Source organism: Mesorhizobium sp. M0601 (assembly GCF_040320845.1).
GTDB lineage: Bacteria > Pseudomonadota > Alphaproteobacteria > Rhizobiales > Rhizobiaceae > Mesorhizobium.
This window is the reverse complement of sequence record NZ_JAMYQK010000021.1, coordinates 19,689-40,716: the sequence shown is the minus strand read 5'-3', so window position 1 is coordinate 40,716 and position 21,028 is coordinate 19,689. Positions and strand designations below refer to the sequence as shown.

At 62.2% G+C, this 21,028-nt stretch carries 22 protein-coding genes; 8 read left to right on the top strand and 14 right to left on the bottom strand.

Translation table 11 applies throughout. The features are described 5' to 3' along the window. Nucleotides 1-3: 3 nt before the first annotated feature. Together NKI41_RS19265 and cysS are read right to left on the bottom strand one after the other, a co-directional pair. Nucleotides 4-390 (bottom strand): VOC family protein, encoded by a 387-nt coding sequence (locus NKI41_RS19265; protein ID WP_352684570.1) that lies wholly within the window; start codon nt 388-390, stop codon nt 4-6. Beyond that, nucleotides 387-1,856, bottom strand: coding sequence for a cysteine--tRNA ligase (gene cysS, locus NKI41_RS19260; RefSeq protein WP_352684568.1), 1,470 nt, complete (start codon nt 1,854-1,856; stop codon nt 387-389). The genes NKI41_RS19265 and cysS overlap by 4 nt, the downstream gene beginning before the upstream one ends. Nucleotides 1,857-2,269: 413 nt before the next feature. Here cysS and NKI41_RS19255 point away from each other — a divergent pair, with 413 nt between their 5' ends. After that, nucleotides 2,270-2,419, top strand: a complete 150-nt coding sequence (locus tag NKI41_RS19255; protein WP_023677745.1) for a hypothetical protein — start codon at nt 2,270-2,272, stop codon at nt 2,417-2,419. Nucleotides 2,420-2,475: 56 nt separating this feature from the next. Here NKI41_RS19255 and NKI41_RS19250 read toward each other — a convergent pair whose 3' ends face one another. Beyond that, nucleotides 2,476-3,237, bottom strand: coding sequence for an SOS response-associated peptidase (locus NKI41_RS19250; RefSeq protein WP_352471063.1), 762 nt, complete (start codon nt 3,235-3,237; stop codon nt 2,476-2,478). Nucleotides 3,238-3,360: 123 nt separating this feature from the next. On the opposite strand from NKI41_RS19250, the gene NKI41_RS19245 reads away from it, so the two are divergent. From NKI41_RS19245 to NKI41_RS19230, 4 genes are all read left to right on the top strand, one after another. Then, complete coding sequence (locus NKI41_RS19245; RefSeq protein WP_352684566.1) at nt 3,361-3,786, top strand: NUDIX hydrolase; 426 nt, start codon at nt 3,361-3,363, stop codon at nt 3,784-3,786. Nucleotides 3,787-3,834: 48 nt separating this feature from the next. Beyond that, complete coding sequence (locus NKI41_RS19240) at nt 3,835-4,212, top strand: TIGR02301 family protein (RefSeq protein ID WP_352684564.1); 378 nt, start codon at nt 3,835-3,837, stop codon at nt 4,210-4,212. Nucleotides 4,213-4,584: 372 nt separating this feature from the next. Then, the gene (locus tag NKI41_RS19235; RefSeq protein ID WP_023677749.1) at nt 4,585-4,842 is read left to right on the top strand and encodes a hypothetical protein; all 258 of its coding nucleotides are present in this window, start codon (nt 4,585-4,587) and stop codon (nt 4,840-4,842) included. A gap of 80 nt (nt 4,843-4,922) precedes the next feature. Then, nucleotides 4,923-5,726 carry a hypothetical protein gene (locus NKI41_RS19230; protein ID WP_352684562.1) on the top strand — a complete coding sequence of 268 codons (804 nt, stop codon included), beginning with the start codon at nt 4,923-4,925 and terminating at the stop codon, nt 5,724-5,726. 32 nt (nt 5,727-5,758) lie between these two features. On the opposite strand, the gene NKI41_RS19225 is transcribed toward NKI41_RS19230, so the two are convergent. Next, nucleotides 5,759-7,090, bottom strand: a complete 1,332-nt coding sequence (locus NKI41_RS19225; protein WP_352684560.1) for a dihydroorotase — start codon at nt 7,088-7,090, stop codon at nt 5,759-5,761. 83 nt (nt 7,091-7,173) lie between these two features. Between NKI41_RS19225 and ygfZ the strand changes: the two genes are divergently transcribed. The 3 genes from ygfZ to NKI41_RS19210 all read left to right on the top strand — a co-directional run bounded on the left by ygfZ (nt 7,174) and on the right by NKI41_RS19210 (nt 10,869). Next, entirely contained in the window at nt 7,174-8,034 is an 861-nt protein-coding gene (gene ygfZ / locus NKI41_RS19220; RefSeq protein ID WP_352684558.1) for a CAF17-like 4Fe-4S cluster assembly/insertion protein YgfZ, read from the top strand. Continuing rightward, complete coding sequence (locus tag NKI41_RS19215) at nt 8,034-8,666, top strand: YfbR-like 5'-deoxynucleotidase (protein ID WP_023719870.1); 633 nt, start codon at nt 8,034-8,036, stop codon at nt 8,664-8,666. The genes ygfZ and NKI41_RS19215 overlap by 1 nt, the downstream gene beginning before the upstream one ends. 64 nt (nt 8,667-8,730) lie before the next feature. Next, a complete protein-coding gene (locus NKI41_RS19210; RefSeq protein WP_352684556.1) occupies nt 8,731-10,869 on the top strand; it encodes a putative bifunctional diguanylate cyclase/phosphodiesterase in 2,139 nt (712 codons plus the stop codon). A gap of 129 nt (nt 10,870-10,998) precedes the next feature. On the opposite strand, the gene NKI41_RS19205 is transcribed toward NKI41_RS19210, so the two are convergent. From NKI41_RS19205 to NKI41_RS19160, 10 genes are all read right to left on the bottom strand, one after another. Continuing rightward, nucleotides 10,999-11,271 carry a DUF3303 domain-containing protein gene (locus NKI41_RS19205; protein ID WP_352684554.1) on the bottom strand — a complete coding sequence of 91 codons (273 nt, stop codon included), beginning with the start codon at nt 11,269-11,271 and terminating at the stop codon, nt 10,999-11,001. Between the two features lie 22 nt (nt 11,272-11,293). Continuing rightward, on the bottom strand, nt 11,294-12,757 hold the full coding sequence (locus NKI41_RS19200) for a RimK family ATP-grasp domain-containing protein (protein WP_352490911.1): 1,464 nt from the start codon (nt 12,755-12,757) through the stop codon (nt 11,294-11,296). Continuing rightward, the gene (locus tag NKI41_RS19195; RefSeq protein ID WP_352471055.1) at nt 12,754-13,860 is read right to left on the bottom strand and encodes a peptidase C39 family protein; all 1,107 of its coding nucleotides are present in this window, start codon (nt 13,858-13,860) and stop codon (nt 12,754-12,756) included. Before NKI41_RS19195 ends, NKI41_RS19200 begins: the two co-directional genes overlap by 4 nt. A 209-nt stretch (nt 13,861-14,069) precedes the next feature. After that, nucleotides 14,070-14,861, bottom strand: a complete 792-nt coding sequence (locus tag NKI41_RS19190; RefSeq protein ID WP_352684552.1) for an anti-sigma factor family protein — start codon at nt 14,859-14,861, stop codon at nt 14,070-14,072. Continuing rightward, nucleotides 14,858-15,376 (bottom strand): sigma-70 family RNA polymerase sigma factor, encoded by a 519-nt coding sequence (locus tag NKI41_RS19185; RefSeq protein WP_023719875.1) that lies wholly within the window; start codon nt 15,374-15,376, stop codon nt 14,858-14,860. Before NKI41_RS19185 ends, NKI41_RS19190 begins: the two co-directional genes overlap by 4 nt. A gap of 163 nt (nt 15,377-15,539) precedes the next feature. Continuing rightward, entirely contained in the window at nt 15,540-15,872 is a 333-nt protein-coding gene (locus NKI41_RS19180) for a DUF6572 domain-containing protein (RefSeq protein WP_352684550.1), read from the bottom strand. Nucleotides 15,873-15,908: 36 nt separating this feature from the next. Continuing rightward, the gene (locus NKI41_RS19175; protein ID WP_352684548.1) at nt 15,909-18,611 is read right to left on the bottom strand and encodes a DUF2339 domain-containing protein; all 2,703 of its coding nucleotides are present in this window, start codon (nt 18,609-18,611) and stop codon (nt 15,909-15,911) included. An 84-nt stretch (nt 18,612-18,695) separates the two neighbouring features. Continuing rightward, entirely contained in the window at nt 18,696-18,887 is a 192-nt protein-coding gene (locus tag NKI41_RS19170) for a hotdog fold domain-containing protein (RefSeq protein WP_352471052.1), read from the bottom strand. Nucleotides 18,888-18,984: 97 nt separating this feature from the next. Further along, the gene (recO, locus tag NKI41_RS19165; protein WP_352684546.1) at nt 18,985-19,773 is read right to left on the bottom strand and encodes a DNA repair protein RecO; all 789 of its coding nucleotides are present in this window, start codon (nt 19,771-19,773) and stop codon (nt 18,985-18,987) included. 117 nt (nt 19,774-19,890) lie between these two features. Next, a complete protein-coding gene (locus NKI41_RS19160; RefSeq protein WP_352684544.1) occupies nt 19,891-20,979 on the bottom strand; it encodes a porin in 1,089 nt (362 codons plus the stop codon). Nucleotides 20,980-21,028: the final 49 nt, after the last annotated feature.

The window sequence follows — 21,028 nt, the reverse complement described above, 5'->3', positions numbered from 1 at the left end:
GCACTACTCCGGGGCATGGCAAACCGCCTCGACATTGTTGCCGTCAGGATCGAAAACAAAAGCGCCATAATAGTTCGGATGGTAGTGCGGGCGCAGGCCCGGCCGGCCATTGTCCTTGCCGCCGGCGGCAATCGCCGCGGCGTGAAAGGCATCGACCTCGGCGCGGCTGCGAGCCGTGAAGGCGACATGCTGATGATCCTTCGGGTTGTCCTTGCCGGCATGCAGCCAAAACACCGGCCGGTCGCGGCCGTAGCCGCCGACCTTGGCGCCGCCGGTATATTCCTGCGGCACCATGTAGAGCAGCGAGGCGCCGAGCGGCGCCATCGCCTTGTCGTAAAAAGCCTTCGACGCGTCGAAATCCGAAACGGTGATGCCGAGATGATCGATCATCTTTTTACCTCCCAGGTGGTGATGCGTTCGCCGGTGACGGGGTCCTTGCCGTCCTTCAACTGGATGCCTTGCGTCAGCAACTCGTCGCGGATGCGGTCGGCCTCGGCCCAGTTCTTGGCGGCGATCAGCGCGAGGCGTTTGGCGATCGCCTTGGCAATGGCGTCTTCATCCACCTTGGCTGTTGCGATGTCGAAGCCGAGGAACAGAAGCGATGCCTTCAGTGAAGCGGCAGCATCGTTGTCTTCGGCGGCTGCGTTGCCGCTACCTGCGTTGAAATCAACAGCATCACCAGCCAACTGCGTCAGCAACTGGAATGCCGCGTAGGTGGCAAGGTCATCCGACAGCGCTTCGATCACATCCGCCGGCACCGGCTTTGCCGTCGGCGGCGCCAGATCGGCCGCCCGCTTCCATTTGCGCAGCGTATTCTCCGCCTCTTCCAGCTTGCGCACGGAAAAGTCGATCGGCTCGCGATAGTGCGTCATCAGCATCGCCAGCCTGAGCACCTCGCCCGGCCATTTGCGGCCGCCAAAGGTATCCATCTCCAGCAATTCGGTGATCGAATAGAAATTGCCCAGGCTCTTGGACATCTTCTGGCCCTCGACCTGCAGGAATCCGTTGTGCATCCAAACCTTGGCCATCGTTTCGGTGCCGTGGGCGCAACGCGATTGCGCGATCTCGTTCTCGTGGTGCGGAAAGATCAGGTCGAGACCACCGCCATGGATATCGAACACCTCGCCGAGATAGGCGGCCGACATCGCCGAGCACTCGATGTGCCAGCCCGGCCGACCCCTGCCCCACGGGCTGTCCCAGCCCGGCTCCTCGGGCGAAGACAATTTCCACAGCACGAAATCCTGCGGGTTCTTCTTGTGCTCATCGACGGCGACGCGGGCGCCGGCCTGCTGCTCATCGAGATTGCGCTTCGACAACTGCCCATAATCCGGCATGGAAGCGGTGTCGAACAAGACTTCTCCAGCCGCGACATAGGCATGGCCGCGTTCGATCAAGCGTTGAATCAAGAAGATCATGTCGACCTTGCCGTCGGGCCTGGGCTCGACGAACTCGGTGGCGCGCGGCTCGACCGTCGGTTCCAGGCAACCGAGCGCCGCGACGTCCTTGTGGAACTGACCGGCGGTCTTTTCGGTGACCCGCCTGATCGCTTCGTTCAGCGACAGCTTGCCCGATGCAATTTCGCCGCCGAAATCGTGCAGCGCGCGAGCGTTGATCTTGTCGTCGACGTCCGTAATGTTGCGGACGTAAGTGACGTGCGCTTGCCCGTAGAGATGGCGCAGCAAGCGGAACAGCACGTCGAAGACGATCACCGGCCGCGCATTGCCGATATGGGCGAAGTCATAGACCGTCGGGCCGCAGACATACATGCGCACGTTGCGCGGATCGATCGGGAAGAAATCCTCCTTGCTCCGCGTTAGCGTGTTGTAGAGGCGCAGGCTCTTCGATGCGTCAGACATACGTGCGTTCCCGGTGCGTTACTTTGGCATGACCTTTTGGGATCGTGCTCTGGATGGAGTCGGTTGCGCCGAGGCGCAAATCGGCTCCAGCCTGCTGGCCGGGGCGTTTGTCCAATCTGGGAGGAGATGAGGCGAAAACGTCCAGGACCAGCGCGAGGCTAGCCAATAATGCAAATGCCACAAATGGCGAAAGACGTTCTCATGGCCGGCTTTATCGCCTTGCCCGGTGTTGCCGTCAAGTCGCTACCTTCGCCAAAAATATCGTTGGCTCACAGGAATTGAGCCACTGAAACATTTTATTAAACAGGTCGGCACTGTGATGAAACATTCGCCGGCTAGATCAGCAAGCGTCACGATTTGGTCGGATTCGGCCAGCAAACGCAGACACGAAGACGTTACCAGGGAAGAGAACAATGCCTAAGCAAGAATCCAACCGCGCCAAGCAACCGGCGCTCGCCAGCCATTACCGGGCGATCGGCCCGGCAGCAATCGTCGCAGCTCTTCTGCACACCGCGAAGAAGAAGAAGCCGGCGCAAAAAATCGTTTCGCCGCGCGCTGCCTGAGAATGCCGTCGGGAAAGATTGAGGCGCTCACGGCGAACCAGTAATAGTAGCTTTTGCTAAAATAAACTCATCTGACTGTCGTTCGCGCCGGACTTCCGGCGCTTGACCTTGTCGGGCTCAAGCTCGACGACGCCCTTCTCCTGAATCTCCGGCCCGGTATTGGCGACCTTGTTGACGAGGTCGGAAATCGGGATCGCTTCGAAGAAATCGAGCTGGGCGGGTCTCAGCAGATCGGCCACGTCGCGCGGCTCGAGCGTGCGGCAATCCAGCCAGCGCGCGAAATCTTCGGGATGGATCACCACCGGCATGCGGTCGTGGATATGGGCAGTGTCGGCATTGGCGTGGGCGGTCAGAATGGCGCCGGTGTCCATTTCCGAGCCGCCCGGCTCGGCATAGGTCTCAATCAGCCCGGCGAAGGCGACAAGCCCGCCACGCCTTGGCCGCACCCAATAGGGCTGCCCTCTTCTTCCACCGGTTTGGTGCCATTCGTAGAATCCCGAAGCCGGTACCAGAGCGCGGCGATGGCGCATGGCAGCGCGAAACGACGCCTTTTCCGACGCCCCCTCAGAACGCGCGTTGAACAGCAGCGGGAAGTTACGCGTATCCTTGACCCAGGCCGGGATCAGGCCCCAGCGCACCAGCATCGAGCGGCGGGCGGGCAGGTTCGAGCCCGGCGCCTGCGGCAATCCGGCGAGCGCCATCAGCACCGGCTGCGTCGGCGCGATGTTGTAGCGGGCCGGAAACTCCTCAAGTTCCGCCAGGCTGAGAAAGGCGGCGGTCTGGTCCGGAGTGGCGGTCAAGGCAAAGCGTCCGCACATGAATTCAGCTCTCGAATTGGTGGCATGTGAAAGTGGCCATGGAACCCGCCTTTCGCAACCGCTAAAGCTGTTCGCCGACGGCCGGTCCACAACGGGCTATGCCAATCGAGCGATCCGAAGCCCATGGAAGCACGCAAGATCATTCCGGCAGTCTCGGTCTGCGTCGTGCGCGGGAACACGGTGCTGCTGGTCAAGCGGGCCAGGCCGCCCGCGCAAGGCCTCCATGCCTTTCCCGGCGGCAAGGTCGAAGCCGGCGAGACGCTGGAACAGGCAGCACGGCGCGAATTGCTGGAAGAGACCGGATTGCAGGCGTGCAGCTACCGGCCGCTGCGGGAAATCCACATCGACGGCAGCGGCGATGGGCATCCGGTCGACTACTGGCTGACGGTGTTTGGGGCCGATTATGCTGGCGGCGAGGCGGTGGCCAGCGACGACGCCGAAACCGCGGCTTTCTATACGCTGGCCGAAATGACAGCGATGCCGCTCGCCGATGCAGTGTTTGAAATTGCCGACGATCTACTCGGTCCCAACAAAGACGGCGAGACCTGAGCCAGAGAATCGCCTTGCAGGCGACAAATTGTTTCAGCACAAGGACTCATGAGCCGCACGTCTTCGTTTCTCGCCGCATGCCTCGCCGTCAGCGTGGTTGTCGGTGCGCGCTCGGCGATTGCCGCCGAAGCACCGTTCGAGCCCGGGCTGATGCGGCTGGCGGAAGTGCTCGGCTCGCTGCATTTCCTGCGTAATCTGTGTGGCGAGAAGGGCGATCGGTGGCGAGCCGAGATGGAAAAACTGATCGCATCGGAAAATCCGAACCCGGAGCGGCGCGCCCGCTTCATCGCCAGCTTCAACCGCGGTTACCGGTCGTTCGGCGGCACTTATACGCAATGCACCGCCTCGGCGGCGGAAGCCATCAGCCGCTACATGAAGGAAGGCGAGACGCTGTCTCGCGACATCGCCTCGCGCTACGGAAACTGACGGCGGCAGCCGCTTTGCGGAAAAGCCGCATCAAGGGTCGGCGCCGTTGCGGCGGACGCGTTCGACGCTTCTCCGCTTGCCTCGAGTGAGGTCTTGGTGCAAACCTGATGTTGCACTTTTGCAACTATGTTAACGAAACGTTAGCGCGCAGATGTGAAATTAACTCAAACTGAAGGTTTCCGTCCCCTTGGCCTGCCTAATCGGCTAAGTTTGAAACGGATCGGACGCAGGTTTGCTGGACGCGACGGAATTTGTAGACGACGACCAAAAAAATGTCGCATTTACAAATACTTACTGCGCCTGCGTGTAAAAGGGACAACTCAAGCTTGATCCCTGTCCAACGGATCACCGCTTGAAAGGGTGGACATCGCAATGGAACATGGCGTCAACGACATCGACGCGCTGGTCAGGGAAGAAAAGCGCCTGACCGCCGTGGAAAGCCACAGCGAAGCCTGGGCAGAAGGATTGTCGGCCGGGATCGAGCCGGAAATCATCGCCGAGGCGGCCCTCGAAACGGCATTCGGCGAAATGCTGCGCACCAATGGCGAGACCTCGGCGCTTGCCCTGCTCGATCGCATGCGTGAAAAGGTGATTGCCGGGGCCTTCGAGCCCGAAAGACTGCGGCACTGACCCCGGTTCTTTGACGACGGCGCGCCGCCGGACATCATGTCCGGGCACATGGATGGGCTGGAACCAGGGAGTAGCAGGCGGTGAATTTTTCGATATCAGGCAAGCCGCGCGGCCTGGTCCTCAGCATTTGGTTCACCGCTTCCTGCGCGATGATTCCTTCTGCACTGTTTCTTGCAAGCAGTCCCTCTCAGGCCCTCAGCGAGATCAAGCGCGAAGACCTCCCCTCACCGGTCACGCCGCCGCCCGACGGTGACATGTCGCCGCCCGGAAGTACCGTGCCGATGCCCGGCCCGCTCGGCACGACGCCACCACCGGCCAGCCAGCCGACGCCATCCGACGAGCCGGAACAAACCGAACCGAAAGGGCCGGCCAACGATGGCGGCATGGCCAATCCGCATGTCGATCCGGACGCGCCCGTGCCCGAAATCGTCTACGACCTGGCCAAGTTGCCGGAACCGGTCAGGCGCATGCACGATCTGATAGTCGAGGCCTGCAAAAGCGGCGACATCGAAAAACTTCGGCCGCTGATCGGCACGGGCGACATGATGACACAGTTGTCGCTGGGTGACATCGAGGGCGACCCGATCGCCTTCCTGAAGGGCCTTTCGGGCGATACGGAAGGCCAGGAGATCCTCGCCATCCTGGAAGAAGTGCTCAGTGCCGGTTTTGTCCATGTCGATGCCGGCACGCCGCAGGATCTCTATGTCTGGCCCTATTTCTTCGCCCTGCCACTGGACAAGCTCGACGCCAGACAACGGGTCGAGCTGTTCAAGATCGTCACCGCCAGCGACTATGACGACATGAAGCAGTTCGGTGCCTACATTTTCTACCGCGTCGGCATCACGCCGACCGGACAATGGACGTTCTTCGTCGCCGGCGATTGAGTGGCTAAGCATGGTCTCTTGGAGACAGGAGCCTAGCGCGCCAGCGCCTCGGAAAATTCCACCGCCCTGCCCTGGCTTGGCGTGACGATCTCGCCTTCCCACATCACGCGCCGGCCGCGCACGATGGTGCCGACGGGCCAGCCGGTCACCTGCCTACCGTCATAAGGCGTCCAGCCGGCCTTGGAGCCTTGCTGGGCGTTGGCGATGGTCTCGCGGCGCTTCAGATCGACGATGGTCAGATCGGCATCGTAGCCGGCGGCAATACGGCCTTTCCTGGCGATGCCGAAAATACGCTGCGGGCCGTGGCTGGTCAGGTCGACAAAGCGCTGCAACGTCAGCCGGCCGGCGTTGACATGATCCAACATGATCGGCACCAACGTCTGCACCCCGGTCATGCCGGACGGCGACGCCGGATAAGGCTTTGCCTTCTCGGCCAGCGTGTGCGGCGCATGGTCGGAGCCGAGCACATCAACGATGCCTTGCGCAACGCCGTACCAGACCCCGTCGCGATGGCGCGTGGCGCGCACCGGCGGGTTCATCTGGATCAGGGTGCCCAACTGCGCATAATCATCGGCGCTCAGCGTCAGATGATGCGGCGTCGCCTCGCAGGTCGCGACATCCTTGTGCTGTTCGAGGAAGCCTACCTCCTCGGCGGTCGAGATGTGCAGCACATGGATCCGGGCGCGGACCTGGCGCGCGATGCGCACAAGGCGCTCCGTGCAGCGCAACGCAGCGATCTCGTCGCGCCACACCGGATGTGAGGACGGATCGCCCGCGATGCGCTCGCCAAGCCGCTCGCGCAGCCGGAACTCGTCCTCGGAGTGAAAGGCGGCGCGGCGGCGTGTGTTCCTCAGGATCGAGGCAACGCCTTCGTCGTCCTCGACCAGCAGGTCGCCGGTGGACGAGCCCATGAAAACTTTTATGCCGGCCGCACCAGGCAGCCGCTCGAGATCGCCAGCGTCTTTTGCATTGTCGCGGGTCCCGCCTACCCAGAAGGCAAAGTCGCAATGCATGCGGCCGGTGGCACGCCGCACCTTGTCGGCAAGGGTTGCCTCACTGGTGGTCAGCGGATTGGTGTTCGGCATCTCGAAGACGGCGGTGACGCCGCCGAGCACCGCTGCCCGCGAGCCCGTCTCCAGATCTTCCTTGTGCTCCAGGCCCGGCTCGCGGAAATGCACCTGGCTGTCGACGACGCCCGGCAGGATGTGCAGCCCACGGCAGTCGATCGTCTCACCGGCCGACGCCTCGCGGAGATCGCCGATGGCAGCGATGCGCCCACCATTGATGCCGACGTCGCGAAAACCCTGGCCGTCGTGATTGACCACGGTGCCGCCTGTCAGGATGAGATCGTAGATGAGGGCCATACGGATCCGGTCTCTTGCGGGGGAAGTGCCAGCGGCTTACGTAATGGCCGATAGTTTTGCAAGATCAGGCTCGTTTTCCCACTATGCCCTTTGCCTCGCTCAGAGATCGCGCACTCGTTTCCGTGTCCGGGCCGGATGCCGAGCACTTTTTACAGAACATCCTGACCACCGACCTCGACGTGCTCGGCAGCAGCGAAGCAAAGCCCGGCGCGCTGCTAACGCCGCAAGGCAAGATCCTTTTCGACTTCCTGATCTCGCGCGCCGGCGAAAATGCTTTCCGACTTGAATGCCGTACCGAGACCGCCGATGATTTCATGCGACGGCTGACGCTCTACAAATTGCGCGCCAAAGCCGAAATTACCAAGCTGGATCAGCCGGTTGTGGCCGTCGCATGGGGAAGCGATTCAACCACTTCGCAATTTGAATCAGCACCGTTTGCTGATGCGCGGTTTGTCGATACTGCCGTCAAGCGCTTCTATGATGACACCGCAGATGGCGGCGACCTTGCCGCATGGCAAGCCTTTCGCATCGCCCATGGCATTGCCGAAAGCGGTGCGGACTACCAGCTCGGCGACGCTTTTCCGCATGACGTGTTGCTCGACGAGATCGGCGGTGTCGGCTTCAAGAAGGGCTGCTACGTCGGCCAGGAGGTCGTCTCGCGCATGCAGCATCGCGGCACTGCCAGGCGTCGGGTGTTGATTGTCTCGGCCGAACGCACCCTGCCCACTTCGCGCGCAGAGTTGACCGTGGAGGGGCGACCGGTCGGGCAGCTTGGCTCGACCGCGGCCAGGACAGGCCTTGCCATTGCCCGCATCGACCGGGTCAAGGCAGCGCTCGACGCCGGCCTGCCGATCCTTGCGGAGGACGTCGCCGTGTCGCTCGCTATCCCGTCCTGGGCGAAATTCAGCTTTCCGCGGGAAGCCATCGGCGCGGAGGACGCCTGATGGCTGCCGATCGCGCCGGGGCGCCGCCGCGCGCCTGGCAGCGCATGCTGTCCGGCCGACGGCTCGATCTGCTCGATCCCTCGCCGCTCGACATCGAGATCTCCGATATTGCCCATGGCCTTGCCCGCGTCGCACGCTGGAACGGCCAGACCAGAGGCGAGCACGCCTTTTCTGTCGCCCAGCATTCGCTGCTGGTCGAAACGCTTGTCGGCGAGCTGATGCCGGATGCCGACGCCGACGCGCGGTTGGCGGCGCTGCTGCACGACGCGCCGGAATATGTCATCGGCGACATGATCTCGCCGTTCAAATCCGTGATGGGCGGCAGCTACAGGGATTGCGAGATCAGGCTGCAGCGCGCCATCCATCTGCGCTTTTCACTGCCGGCCGAACTCGACGCGGGACTGCGCAAGGAGATCAAGCGAGCGGATCAGATCGCCGCTTATTTCGAAGCAACGCTGCTTGCGGGTTTTTCGACGGCAGAGGCGACGGAGTTCTTCGGCCGGCCGCGCGGCTTCAATGCCGAGCGCTTCGACGTCACGCCGCGCTCGGTGACTTGGGCGCAGAATGCCTTTCTCAAACGCTTTGCGGCGATCGAAAAGTCGCGACGCCAGACTGCCGTTCCAGCCGGCTGAAAACGGTAAATTAACCGGCAGGGACAACAGTGCCATGGTTAACCATGGTCCATAGGCTTGCCTCATGCCCGTTGCCGGTATCAAGGCTGGTTCGTCCGTCCGCCGACAGAGGGCCAAAGGCGTTGGTCAGCCGCAACCTATTGAAGACGAGCTGCGCGAACAGAACGAGCGTTTTTCGGCAGCGGTCGAGAACATGTCGCATGGCCTGTGCATGTTCGATGCCGATGAACGGATGATCATCTGCAACGGGAACTACATCAGTATCTTTCGCCTCGACGCCGAAGTGGTGCGGCCCGGCATCCGGTTTTTCGACATCCTCCAGCACAGCGTGGATATCGGCATCGCCTCGCAAAGCGCTGAGCAACTCTATGCTATCCGCAAGCCCTATATCGACCAGGCAAAACCTTCCACATATGAGGAAACGCTTGCAGACGGGCGTATCGTCAACATTTCGCACCGGCCGCTGGCGTCAGGCGGTTGGGTATCGATCTACGAGGACATCACCGAGCAACGGCGCGCCGAGCAGGAGTTGAAGGAGCAGCACCGCCGTTTCGACGCGGCACTTGCCAACATGTCGCAAGGCCTTTTGATGTACGATGCGGATGGCAAGCTGATCGTGCGCAACGAACGTTTCCTGGAACTTTATCATGTCAGGCCGGCCGACTTCCCGCTTGGTATGAGCCACCGTGATGCGTTCAAGCGGCTGCTGGAACTGGGCATTTATACAAAGCTCGACCCCGACAGCGAAATCTCGCAAATCGAAGCCTGCCTGCGGGCGGGGAAAACACACGTAACGCATCGCCATCTCGCTGATGGCAGAACGCTGCTGGTTGCGCGCCGGCCGATGAGCGGCGGCGGCTGGGTCGCGACGTTCGACGACGTCACCGAGCGCAGGCGCGTGGAAGAGCGCATGACCCATCTTGCGCACCACGACACACTGACCAACCTGCCCAATCGCTCGATGCTTCGCGAACGGCTCGACCAAGCCCTGAGTGAGACGAGAGACGGATCGCTGGCGATATTCTCGCTCGACCTCGATCACTTCAAGGCGGTCAACGATAGCTGGGGCCACCCCGCCGGCGACTGGCTGCTGAAATGCGTGGCCGAACGGCTGCAACGGTGCCTGCGCAATGAAACGGACGTTGTCGCCCGCTTCGGCGGCGACGAATTCGTCATCATCCAGTTCAATCTCAAAAGCCCGGGCGACGCGGAAAAGCTGGCCAAACGCATCGTCGAGATCATCGGAAAGCCGTTTCGCGACAAAAGACACGACATGCGTGTCGGCATCAGTCTCGGCATTGCGCTGTTTCCGAATGACGGCAAGGACGCCGACACTTTGCTGAAAAATGCCGATATGGCGCTCTATCGGGCAAAGAGCGAAGGGCGCAACCTGTACCGCTTCTTCGAACCAGCCATGGACGCGATGGTGCGGGCACGCCGGGCGCTCGAAATCGATCTCAGGGCAGCGCTGTCGCGACGGGAATTCGAGCTGGATTTCCAGCCGATCATGAACATCGCCTCCGGCGAAATCGTCGGTGCCGAAGCCTTGATGCGCTGGCGTTCGCCGGTGCGCGGCCTGGTGCGGCCGGACGACTTCATCCCGGCCGCCGAGGAGACCGGGCTGATCGTGCCGCTTGGAGAATGGGCGCTGCGAAAAGCCTGCACGACCGCGGCAGGCTGGGCGGCTTGGCGCATCGCCGTCAATGTCTCCGCCGTGCAGATCAAAAGCGGTACCTTTGCCCGCAGCGTTATCTCGGCACTGGCGTTCTCGGGCGTGCCGGCCAACCGGCTTGAACTGGAAATCACCGAAACGGTGCTGATGGACGAGAGCGATCTGGTGCTCAAGACACTCAGGCAGCTACGCGATCTGGGCGTCCGCATCGCGCTGGACGATTTCGGCACCGGCTATTCGTCGCTGGGCTACCTCAGGCGCTTTCCCGTCGACAAGATCAAGATCGATCGCTCTTTCACCCGTGACATCGACAGTCACGATACCGCGGCGATCGTGCGCACCATCATCGGGCTTGGCGCACAGCTGGGCATCACCGTCACCGCCGAAGGTGTCGAGACCGAAGCGCAGCTTGAATTCCTGCAAAAGGAGGGTTGTGTCGAGGCCCAGGGCTATTTGATCGGGGTGCCGTCAAAGGCGTCGGACATTAATCGGCTGCTGAAGTCGAGCGCGACGATCCGGCAGTCCGGCTAAGTGCGACAGTCGCGCGGAAGCGCGGGCAACCGGCTTAGATCTCCTTGGGATGACACTCGATCCGCGTGTTAATTCCTTGATAGAAGAAGGCGGCATTCAGCTGTGGCGAACCAGGAGGTTCCCAACGGGTCAGAGATGTCCGCTCAATGCCTCCACCATGTCCTTGTTCGTCGCCACGGGAACGATCTCGAATTCGACCAGATCCGCCCATTCGATGACCCACCGCTGCAGGAGCGTGACGTCATCGGCCTCCACCAGCAGGAAGCAGCGGCTCATATCCGCTGCGATCCAGCTGTGGTGCACGAGAAGCCCGTCCGGCTTCAGGCGGCCCTGGTCGCGGAAACGGCGGTAGATCTCCTTGCGGTCGCAGCCGCGAAAATCCTCGGTTACGAAGAACAGCATCTTTTTCCCCTCAGTTCGGATATTATCGCCCCGGCCGGTCCAGCCGCTCCAGGAACCACTGCGTCAGCCGCACCCAGACCTCGTCTTTTTCGCCGGAGTCTTCCCAGCCGTGGTCGAGGTTGGGGTTGTCGTTGACCTCGATGACGAAGACGCCGTCCCTGGTTTCCTTGAGGTCGACGCCGTAGAGGCCGTCGCCAATGCAGCGCGCCGCGCTCACCGCCGTCTCGACGACATGGGCCGGTGCTTCCTTCAGGGTGAACGTCTTGATGCCGCCCTGGTCGGGCTTGCCGTTGGCCTTATGATTGACGATCTGCCAATGTTTCTTGGCCATCAGATAATGGACGGCGAACAAGGGCTGGCCGCCGAGGACACCGACGCGCCAGTCATATTCCGTCGGAATGAATTTTTGCGCGATCAGGAGGTCGGAATCCTCCAGCCATTCGGTTGCGAGCGTCTTCAACTCTTCAAAGGTGCCGCATTTCTTGACGCCGCGCGAAAACGAGGAGTCCGGGATCTTCAGCACCAGCGGGAAGCCCAGCGTCTGTGCCGCAACTTCCAGGTCCGAAGTGCCAGCAATCATCACCGTCGGCGGCACCGGTACCTTGTTGTAGGTCATCAGCTCGTTGAGATAGACCTTGTTGGTGCAGCGGATCATCGACAGCGGATCGTCGATGACCGGCATGCCTTCCTGCTGGGCGCGACGGGCAAAGCGGTAGGTGTGGTTGGAGATCGAGGTGGTCTCGCGGATGAACAGCGCGTCGTAGTTGGCGAGCTTGGCCAGATCCCGCTTGGTGATCGGCTCGATTTCGACGCCCATCTTTTCAGCGATCTTGGCCCAGTGGCGCAGCGACGAAATCTCCGACGGCGGCAGTTCCTCATGCGGATCGACCAGCGTTGCGAAAGTGTAGCGCGCCGGCGTGCGGCCCTTGGTGTCGCGCCACTCGCGATTGGTGTAGGTCTCCAGGCACTGGAGAAAGTGCGTTTCCTCGTCCTCGGTCATCCTGGCCAGGGGATGGAAGCCAATCTTGCGGATCGAGGCCCATTCGGCGCTGTCCCTGATGTGGACCTCGAGTGCCGGGGCACGGAACCAGTCGAACAGAAGTTTTGCGAAGCGGTCCCAGATCCTGGACGGTCCGATGCCGAAGAAGATGCAGGCCTTCTGCGGGAAAGCGCCGCCCAGGTCCTTGCGGCACTTGTTGAGTGCGAGTTCGAGTTCCGGCAACGCGTGCTCATAGAGCTTGCGCTCCGACAGATCGATCATCGTTTCGACCGTCGGGATGACCTTATGGCCGCGCGAACCGGCAAGCAGCGACGCGTAATAGCCGCGGCTCTGGTAGCCGTAATTGTTCGACAGGTTGATGACCTTCGGCCGCTGACCGCGAAACAGTGCCGGATGGGCAAGGTAGTCGCGATTGGTGATGATCTTGTGCGGCGTCGCCACTTGGTCGAGATCGTTCTGTCGGCCGGTAAGGATGACCCAGGTCATTGGCTGTCGCGCTTTCCGAGAGTGATGGCGGCGCGCAATCCGTCGCGGCCGAATTGCGCCATGTTCATGAAGATGCCGTAAGGCACGGGAATGTTGGCAGCATCGAGGATCGTCTCCTGCCGCTCGTCCTCGACCCAAGGGTCGTGGATCAGGATATGATCGCCGTCGTCACCGATGGCCAATACCCAGTGCGGAACCTTCTTGCCGAACATCAGGAAGCCGCTGATCAGGACCAGTACCAGTTTTCCCTCTGCGATCGCGGTGCGAATGTCGTCAAGCCCGAATGAACGGTAATTCACCGGGATGCCGTAAAGTTCCGCGCGGCGGCGAAAGTCGACCTGCGCCAGCTCCATCACCCGGCGCTTGTCCTCGCTGCGAACCGACTGCAGGAACAGCGCGCCGTAGAAGGAGACATAGATCTCAGCAGCAAGCCCGCTCTCATAGCCAGCGACGGCCAGCCCGAACGGTTCGCAGCCGCCCGGCCCCGACATCATGAAAACGGTCGTCGCCTCACGCCACAGCCTGATTTCCATAACCGGATCCGGCACGAATCCGGGGTCGAAGTTAGCCATCGCCATCATCAGGCAGCATGGTCCGCAGGTGAATTCGCAAGTCTGCTGATAAAACGGCACTTCGGTGGCGACCGGAATGTCGCCGCGCAAGGTCTTTTCATAGCGCAGCGCAGTGGCGCCATCCTCATAGTAGTCCGGTTCACGACCGATCTTGCGGTAGCCGCTCTGCTCGTAGATCTGGATGGCGCGCGGGTTGTCCTCGCGGACTTCCAAACGAAGCATCATGCGGCCATGCTCGAAAGCGGCGGCTTCAGCCTGTTCCAGCAGCAGGCGGCCAACGCCGCGGCCGCCGAAAAATGGACCGACGGCGATCGAATAAAGCCGCGCGACGCCGCTGCCCTTGCGAAACAGCACGACCGCATAGCCGGCGACGTGGCCATCGTTCTCGCCAACCAGCAGTTCGGCGGTGTCGCGTTCGATCAGTTGGCGAAAAGAGCGGCGAGAAATGCGGTCGCTCGAGAAAACAGCTTTTTCGATGGCGGCGAGGTCATCGACGTCGGACGCGCGGGCCTTGCGAATCTCGGCAGGCATGCGGGCTCAGAAAACCTCGATTGGGTTGTGGAAACTGCCCTAGTCTAAACATCGGTCACACCAGCCGAAGTGCCAGCATTCAGCAAGCGCTATCGCACCTCGATTAGGGCCGAATTGTGACAGTTTTCAAGGCAGGCAGGTCGCGCAAAGGCTTTGAAACGACCTTCGTGTTTCGGCATCGGCGCGGCTCCGGAAAAACGAGATCCTGCTCAGCTTTTCAAGCCCGCCAGAAGCTGGCCATAGGCGCTCTTGGCCACTGCGGCCAGCTGCTCGCGCGGTAGCGATCCGACGACGGCGCAGCCATAACCCTTGTCCAGCCAGTAGACGGCCTCAGGACCATCTTCTTCCCCATAAGTGCCCTTGGCCTTGGCTGCCGATTCGGCGATGACGAAGAGCGAAATGCGCTCGCCCTTGTCGTCCTCGTAAAGCAGCATCGCGGCCTTGCCCTGGCCGGCAGGCAGCAGCCGGCCACCGACCAGTTGGAAACCTTGCGCCGCCAGATCCGGTGCGACGAGCTTCAAACCCACCTGGTTCGACAACCAGCTCTGCAAATGATCCTTATCGCTTGCCGGCACTTCCACCGCATGCCGCTTTTCGGCGGCATAGATGACATGGGCGGCGATCGCCTCTTCGGCAAGCTGGTCTTCGGCCGTGTTTTCCAGGCCGAGGCGGCCGATGCCGGCAAGGTAGCCGCCAGCGTCGCCAATCACCAGGATGGCGGCAGCGGCGGCCGCAAGCCACCAACGCGAGCGCGATGGCGACATTCTGACCACCGGCGCCTCACCAAGCACCACCTTGGTCAGCCGCACCGGGACGGGCTCGTCCAGCACGCCGTTAAAGGCTGCGCGCAACGCTGCCCGGTCGGCGGCGTAGCGTGCGCTCCTGGCCTTCATCTCGGCATTGGCCTCGAGCCATGCCTCATAGGCCGTCCGCTCATCGCCCGGCAACTCGCCATCGAGAGCCATGTGGATGTCGCGTTCGGAGAAATCGCGTCGGCTCATTTCTCGACGATCCTTATCGACCGGCGGCGCGCGGTATCATCAAGCAGCGCGCGCAGTTCCTCGCGCCCGCGCGCGATGCGCGACATCAAGGTGCCGGCGGGAACCCCAAGGATGTTGGCGGCTTCGGCGTAGGAAAACCCTTCGATGGCGACCATCACAAGTGCCGCGCGCCGGTCAGGGCTGATCGCCTGCAGCGCGTCGACGATCTCGCGCGAGGCGATGCTCTCGACCTGCTCGGCGGGTGCTGCCTGCGCCTCGCTCGCCTCGAGCGGCAGCATCGCTGCCTCGCCGCGCCGGTTCACCTTGCGCATCTGGTCGATGAACAAATGATGCATGATCGTAAACAGCCACCTCCTGGGGCTTTCTCCTGTCTGCCAATTGTCGAGCCGCACAAGTGCCCGCTCGAGACAATCCTGGACGAGATCGTCAGCGGAATCGCGGTCGCGCAACAGCGAGCGTGCATAGCGGCGCAGACGCGGTATTTCACCAAGGATTGCTGCCTTCTTTTCGTCCATGACCGCTGGTTCTGGAGGGCCCTGTCCGTGATGATTGAACGCGCCTTTGCAGCGCGGCGCAAGCGGCCAGCGCGAAGCGGTCCGCCGCCCCGGTCACCCAAGCAACTGAATAACGCTGCCAGTGGCAGGTTTATTCCCGGCCGATCCCCACCTGAAGACCCCTCTACAAATTCCCCTTCGAGAGGTGCTGAACTTCAAATTGCAATCCGGCCTTTACGACTGATACCGCAGCTGCGGTAAAGAACCATTGTACCTCGGCTGGCATAATAGACAACAATGCCACCGAAATCATAACGGGTCGCCCCACAGCATCCGGATGTTCTTTGTAGAATTGCCCTTCTAAAACGAAAACACAATATAGATTCAGTTTATTCTCTAGAAGTTCAAGATGATTTTCTACATCATCCCAATCGAGATCATCTACAATGCTGAGCAAATATTCACCATTTTTGCCTTTTGCGACAATATCGACGACGTCCGTATGCTGAACAGCCATCTGTCAATAGCCTTTTCCCGTGATCATAGACTCACACTAATTTACCTCTCTCGCGGCCCTTGTCAGCAGCCGCTGATAGAACAGGCCGATGCCGATGAGCACCGCGCCGAGGCCGATGAAGGACAGCGCCCGCAACACGCCTTCCAGTTCCGACATGTCGAAGATGAAGACTTTGAGCACGGCGATCGAGATCAGCGCCGCCGACGCTATGCGAAGCACCTGCGACTTCAGCCATACACCTGCGGTGAGCAGCGCCACGCCGATGACCAGCCACAGTGCCGAATAGGTATAGGTCTCGAGCTGGCCGAGACCGCTCCACAGCCCGATGAACTCGCCCTTGAACAGGCGCCTGACCGACAGCGTAGCATAGGCGAAGCCGAGCACCGCCGCCACCATCGCCAGCATCGCTGCATACCATTTCGGTCGTTTGTCGCGGGCATAGAGCGCCAGTGCGCCGGCCGCAACCGCCGGCAAGAGGTAGGCGAGGAACAGAAGATTGAACACCGGAATGCTGCCGGTCGATTCATCCGTCAGCAGCGGGTTCAGCGCCAGAAAATGCTGGAGGACGATGAACGCGACCGAGACCACGCCCGCTGCAATCGAGCCGTAGCGCAGCACCGAACTTGGCGAGCGCATGTCGATGGCGACCAGGATGGCACCGGCACCGATGGCGATCAGCGTGTAGATCGCCTGTTCGGCAAGCGTCGCAGCAGCCGTATCGATGACGCCGCCATGCATGGCATGGCGCACCAGCATGGCGACGGTGAGCAGGGCAAACAGCGCGGCGCCGGCCTCCATTGCGAGGCGCGGTCGGCCGTTGGTGGTTCGGGCAAGCTGCCAGGCGGCAAAACCGAAAGCGAGCGCCGGCACGCCATATCCAAGCAGCAGCCAGTTGAACACCGGCGTCTTCGACAGGAACTCGGCACCGACGATGGTCGGGTCGAAGGCAGCGCGACCAAGCACTGCAATCACCGCACCAACGGAAATCCAGCCAAGCACCGGATAGCTACGCCAGCGCGTCGCCAGCGCCGGCACGGCGGCGGCTGCTCCGAGCAGGATGGTTGTCCAGCCGGGACCAAAGGCCATGTGCAGCATCAGCAGGCCGGCAATCGCCGCCCCGCCGAGCGCAAAGGAGACAGCAGCGCCGCCGGTTAGCGGCGGCGCTTCGCCGCGCGCTATCCACTCGCCGCCGGCGACGAAGGCTCCGACCAAAACGGCTGCGACCGCCGCATAAGCAAGGTCTCGGTCGAGATTGCCGAAGGTAGACCAGAGCGCCAGCAGGATGACCAGTGGCGCGACAGCGCTCCAGGCCGCCCATGCGGCGGCGCGCAGCCAGCCAGAGGCCGCAAAACGGCGCGCCGCCCAAAAGCCGGCGCCGATGAAGACCAGGCCGAGAGCGATGCCGACCCTGAACATCAAGGCATCGGACGCCACGACCGGCATGCCGTCGACGCCGAGAGCGCCACCCGAAAAATCTGAAGCGATCGTGGTCGGCGGAATGATGCCGAGATAGACCAGTACCGTCGCCAGCCCGGCGGCGTGCAGCAGTGCAAGCGCCCGCGGCCGGTAGAGCGCCACCGCCACCAGGGCTGCGACAAGGGCGGCCCCCGGCAATGCACCGCGGATGGCGACGAAGGCCGGATCGAGAAACAGGGCCAGCGCCGAAAGGCCGACGAAGAAGCCCGGCGCGATCGACGGCCAGTCGAAGCCGCTGCCGGCGCCCGCATCGTCGCGGCGGCCAAGCCAGACGAAGGCGAGCGCGGCCAGTGTCACCCCGTCGATAAAGAGGATGACGGCAAGGTTCGCCCCCGGCGCGTCGGTCATATAGAAGATGGTCCAGATCCCCGTGGCGACGAAGGCTGCGGCCATCAAAAGCCTCCAGTCGCGGATGCGGGCAATGACGCAGGTGGCGGCGAGCACGATCGCCAGATAGCCGAACAGCGCCCACGGATTGGGCGCCTGCGAGGCGACCAGCAGCGGCGTCACCATGGCACCGAGCAGGCCGACGCCGGCCAGCGCCTGACCGTGGACCAGGCTTGCCGCGATCGTCGCCACCCCGATGGCGCCGAGCAGCGTGAAAGCGAGCGTCGGGCCGATGAAGCCGTAAATGCTGTACGCGGCGTAGACGGTACCGAACAGGATGAAAGCGCCGGCGGCCGTCAGTATCGCCGGGATATAGGCACCGGCAGCACCTTGCACCGGCACCCTGAAGCCGGTGCGCCGGATGAACTCGCCGCCGGCGACCAGCACCAGCCCGAGTGCCGCCGCCATGACAAGCCGCACGCGTGGCCCGAAAATGCCGGCCTCGATGGTGTAGCGGATCAGAAACAAGCCACCCAGCGCCAGCGCGATGCCGCCGACCCAGACCGCCCAGCGGGTACCGAGCGCCGTTTCGACGTCGGACTGGCGAGCTGCCTTCGCCGCTGCCGCCGGTTGCGCCGACTCCGGCGCGGACGGCGCCGTTGTATCGGCATCGGCCTCTGTAGCTGACACGACCGCTGCGGGCCGTGGCGATACGGCCATGTCGCCTGCGGCCGCAAGCGGGATTGCGGCATCCGCCGGTTTGCTGTCGTTTGCAGCCGGCTCCTTGGCTTGCGGCGGCAGCGCGGGCGTGCCCGAAAGCACAAGGCTGCGCAAGGCGCCAAGCTCGCGCTCGATCAGGCCGATGCGGCTCTGCTGGCGTGAAATGATGACGAACAGCGCGATGATGGCGACGAGGCCAATCAGGCTTTCAAACATGGCGGTCCCCCCAAACCAAGCCAGTTGTCACTGACATTCAATGTTCAGTGACATTCAAAAGCGGCGGCCAAACGGCCGGTCCATTCAACGTGCCGCCAGATTGGCCGGAAAGATCGAGCATGTTTCGGTGCCGAAAGCCAGCAGCTTGCCGTTGGCGTCGTTCAGCGCCGCTTCCGAAACCGTCAGCGTGCGGCCCTTGTGCACTACTTTGCCCTTGTGCACTACTTTGCCCTCGCACACCACCTCGCCCGTCCTTGGCGTGATCGGCCGCGTCAAATTCGCTTTGAACTCGGCCGTCGCATGGCCTCGCCCACCTGCGAAATGGTGCCAAGGCCGAGCGGCGAAACGTTTTCGGGATCAGGTTCAACTTCGCTCATCTGGTGGTTTCCCCGGTGGCGGTTTCCCCGGCGCTTGCCTTGCCGGATTCATGGCCGGGTGAATGATGCCTGCGCAAAGCGGCGAGAAACCCGGCGCGGGCGCCGGGAGGCTCGATGCCGCGCGGTTCGTAGACATGGCGGGTCAAAAAGAAGCCGGTCAGCTGGAAGGCGTCCTCGATCGCCGCCGGATCGGCGCGCAGCCCGGAGCCGCGCTGCAGGAAGGCAGGCAGCGCCAGCATCTTGTCGCGCCACGGCGCGCCCGCCGCCCGCGACACGGCGCGGCCGGATTTCGGCGAGACATAGGCAAGGTCCTGCCTGGTGCCGGTCGCCGCACACTGGCTGAGATCGAGGCCGAAACCGAGTTCGTCGAGTACCAGCAGCTCGAAGCGGGCCACCAACTCGCCGGCGGCATCGGCATCGTCGAGATGAGCGATCATCACCACAAGCGTCTCGTAAAGGCCGCCATGGGCGTCACGCTCAGGCAGAAGACGCAAATGCGCGGCCATCGTCTGCAGGCCGTAGACGGCAACGGCGCTGTCCATCAGCCGGGCGGCGTTCATCTCGATAGCCTCGACCTGGAAGGTGCCGAGATGCTCGTCGAGCCGCGCCCGCCACAATAGGTCGACGCGATTGCCGGGCTGCAAGACAGGCTGCTGTTTGCGCGAACGGCCGCCGCGCACGAGACCGAGATGGCGGCCATGCGCGCGCGTCATCACCTCGAGAATGGCGCTGGTTTCGCCATGCTTGCGGGTGCCGAGAATGATTCCCTCGTCGCGCCATTCCATGACGAGAGCTTGTCACCGGTTGGATGGCGAAATCAAGATGAGCGACGTATCCGCCGCCAAATCAAAACGGCCCGTAGCGTATCGCTACGGGCCGTTTTTTGCGAGATCGTCGTTTGATCAGAACGAGCGCTGGAAGCGGAAGATGCCGCCGATTGCGTCGGCATCGTCGGCATCGAAATTGTCGTAATAATCGACTTCGGCGGTGATCGTGTAACCAGGAACGATGGTGTAGGCGACGTTGGCCGCAACGGCGAAGTCTTGGTCGTCGGTATAGGAGACCTGGGCGTTCAAAGAGGTCTTCTTGTTGACGGCATAGCTGCCGCCGCCCCAGACGGCAAAGTTGCCAGTCCACGGCTTGTAGAAGTTCTTCGCGACGTTGTCGTCGCTGCCGTAGCCCGCCATCACGAACAGGGTCAGGTCAGTAATCGGCTTGACGTCGAGGCGACCTTTGCCGGCCCATTCTTCCGACGTGCTGTTATAGGCGCCGACCGCGGTGATCGCACCCCAGTCACCCTTGTATTTCACGCCGCCAGCGACAAACGGAACGTAGCTGTCGATCGACTGGTCAGCGCCGGAGCCCGTTTCGACCGAGGCGACTGCCGTAAAGCCATTACCGCCGTCGAAGTAGTAACTGATCAGGTTGGTGTCCTTGGTGCCGTAAGGAACGATAGTGTCCTGGACGACGTTGCCGGCGTAGCCGATGAACGAATCATAGACAGTCTCATCCTTACCGACGCGGAAACCTCCAAGCTGGATCCAGGCGAAGTTCAGGGTAACCGCCTTGTTGTCCTGCACGCTGAAATCAACACCGCTCACGGTGCGTTTGGTATTGCCGAAGTTGAAACGGGTCTCGGTATAGGTCTTCAACGTGCCGAGCTCGGTTTCCTGGCCGGTCCACGTCTTCAAATTGAAGCGGGCATTCTTGTTCCAGGTCTGCTGCTCGTCACCGTCCAAAAGGTCGTGTGTCGTCGCGCCATCGAAAACGCGGCCGGCGTCGCCGAAGCTGGCGTCATAGCGGACATAGCCGCCGATGCGCAGGCAGGTCTCGGTGCCGGGAATGTAGAAGTAGCCGGCGCCGTAGACGTCGCAGATCTTGACGTATTCGGCGGGTTCCGGCTCGGCGACCACAACAGCGTCGGCGGCGCGCGCACCGGAGACCGCGACGAATGCCGCGGCTGAGCCGAGAAGAAGGCTCTTGATATTCATTTTCTGACCTCTCCAGTCAAAGTTAAAAATGGCTTTGGTTTCATGGGTT